This is a genomic window from Mesobacillus sp., assembly GCF_049588175.1.
GTDB lineage: Bacteria > Bacillota > Bacilli > Bacillales > Cytobacillaceae > Mesobacillus.
This window is the reverse complement of the sequence record NZ_JBAVFI010000686.1, coordinates 1-1,706: the sequence shown is the minus strand read 5'-3', so window position 1 is coordinate 1,706 and position 1,706 is coordinate 1. Positions and strand designations below refer to the sequence as shown.

3 protein-coding genes are annotated in these 1,706 nt (G+C 37.1%); 2 read left to right on the top strand and 1 reads right to left on the bottom strand.

The features are described 5' to 3' along the window. Window positions 1-89: 89 nt before the first annotated feature. Window positions 90-518 carry a VOC family protein gene (locus WB217_RS16670; RefSeq protein ID WP_423994397.1) on the bottom strand — a complete coding sequence of 143 codons (429 nt, stop codon included), beginning with the start codon at window positions 516-518 and terminating at the stop codon, window positions 90-92. A gap of 244 nt (window positions 519-762) precedes the next feature. Between WB217_RS16670 and WB217_RS16665 the strand changes: the two genes are divergently transcribed. Together WB217_RS16665 and WB217_RS16660 are read left to right on the top strand one after the other, a co-directional pair. Continuing rightward, window positions 763-1,185 carry a MarR family winged helix-turn-helix transcriptional regulator gene (locus WB217_RS16665; protein ID WP_423994396.1) on the top strand — a complete coding sequence of 141 codons (423 nt, stop codon included), beginning with the start codon at window positions 763-765 and terminating at the stop codon, window positions 1,183-1,185. Window positions 1,186-1,287: 102 nt separating this feature from the next. Then, the coding region (locus WB217_RS16660) for an NAD(P)H-dependent oxidoreductase (protein WP_423994394.1) at window positions 1,288-1,706 on the top strand (419 nt) is incomplete at its 3' end.

Here is a 1,706-nt window from a genome sequence, read left to right as displayed (position 1 = left end):
CCAGTAATGAGTGCAATTTTCTTATTTTGTATCACTAAAACCATCTCCTTTTCAGTTGTTTGCACATACAATTAAATGATTAAAAATTTTTAACCCTGTAGCTTATATTTATTACTTTTATCTCCATAAGAGTCCTCTGCAGCTGTAGGCCTTATGTTTTCAAAAATACCAAAGGAATTGCCGCTTGTGTCCTTAAATATGTAACAAGGTCCGTTCGGTATTTCAATCGGTCCTTTTTCTTCCTGCCAGCCTCTATTTTTTAGTTCCTTTACCGTCGCGCTCAAATCATCGATTTCAAAAATAGGCATACAAGATGGTGCCGTTAAATGAGATGCAATTAATAGCAGCGGACCTTCCGCTAATTCGAACGCTGCTACCTTTGCTCCAAATCGTTCGAATGCCCAGAGTAATTTTCCTCCAAGCACTGATTGATAGTAGCGAAAATCAGCTTCAAAATCTGAAGTCCCCATATACAGATACATTAACTTTTTAAAAGGAGTATCGCTTATTGTGAACACACCCTTCCCTGCCGTTTTTGTTGGTGAAGTAATTTTATCATTTTTTGTTGTTTGTACATACAAACATAATAAGTTACTTTTTTTGAAATATCAATCTTTTTATCCAACTATTTTTCCCTTCATTAAATGACAAATTTTTGATAAGGTAATATAAGAAATCCGAAAAAATTTTCCCCTTCTGCCATTTGACAATCAATATTGATTAATGTAATTTGTATGTACAAGCAAAAAGGAGTTTTTTATTATGGTCGACGATTTTTTCAACAACTGCCTGTATTTTACAGTGAATAAGCTTTCACGTGCTATTACCAAGATGGCAGAAGATTCTTTTAAAAAAACAGGCCTATCGCCCACTCATGCTTTTTTGATGATGCTGGTTATCGATAAGCCAGGCATTTCCCAGTCCGAGTTAGCTGAAGCTCTTCATTTAAAGCCTTCAACGATCACTCGATTTGTCGATAAGTTGGTCGAAAAAGGTTTGATTGAACGAAAGACAGAAGGTAAGAGATCTTTAAATTTTCCGACTGAAAATGGCGAAGCAATCCTTAAAGATATTAAAGAAGGCTGGAAAATTCTATTCCGCTCTTACTCTGATATTTTAGGAGAAGATGAAGGCAAAGCATTAAACAAATTAGTCAACGAAGCAGGCAACAAATTAGAGAAGTAATAAAAAAGATCCTTTGATGAATACTAATCAAGTATTTAGCAAAGCGATCCTCTCCCCCTTCACTTGCTTGTACAACTAACTTTAAAATAAGGAGCTATTCCCATGAAGACTCTTGTCATTATTACACACCCTAACTTGGAGCAATCCCGCATCAATCGTACATGGATGGAGGAATTGAAAAAGCACGAAGAAATTACTGTCCATACCCTGTATGAGGCTTATCCGGACGGAAAAATAAATGTTGAGCACGAACAAAGCTTATTAGCATCACATGACCGTATTATTCTTCAATTCCCATTCTACTGGTACAGTACACCACCTTTGTTGAAACAATGGCAAGATGAAGTACTTTCTTACGGCTGGGCATATGGAGAAGGCGGAGACAAGCTGCACGGCAAGGAACTAGGTCTCGCCATCTCGACCTTTGGTCCAAAAGATTCATACCAGCCGACTGGATACAATCATTTTACGATGGAGACGTTAACAACTCCTCTACAGCAAACAAGCAATCTTATTGGTAC

Bases quoted from the DNA above. Each gene is read 5' to 3' on its own strand.
- WB217_RS16665 (WP_423994396.1), top strand. From the start codon at position 763: ATGGTCGACGATTTTTTCAACAACTGCCTGTATTTTACAGTGAATAAG.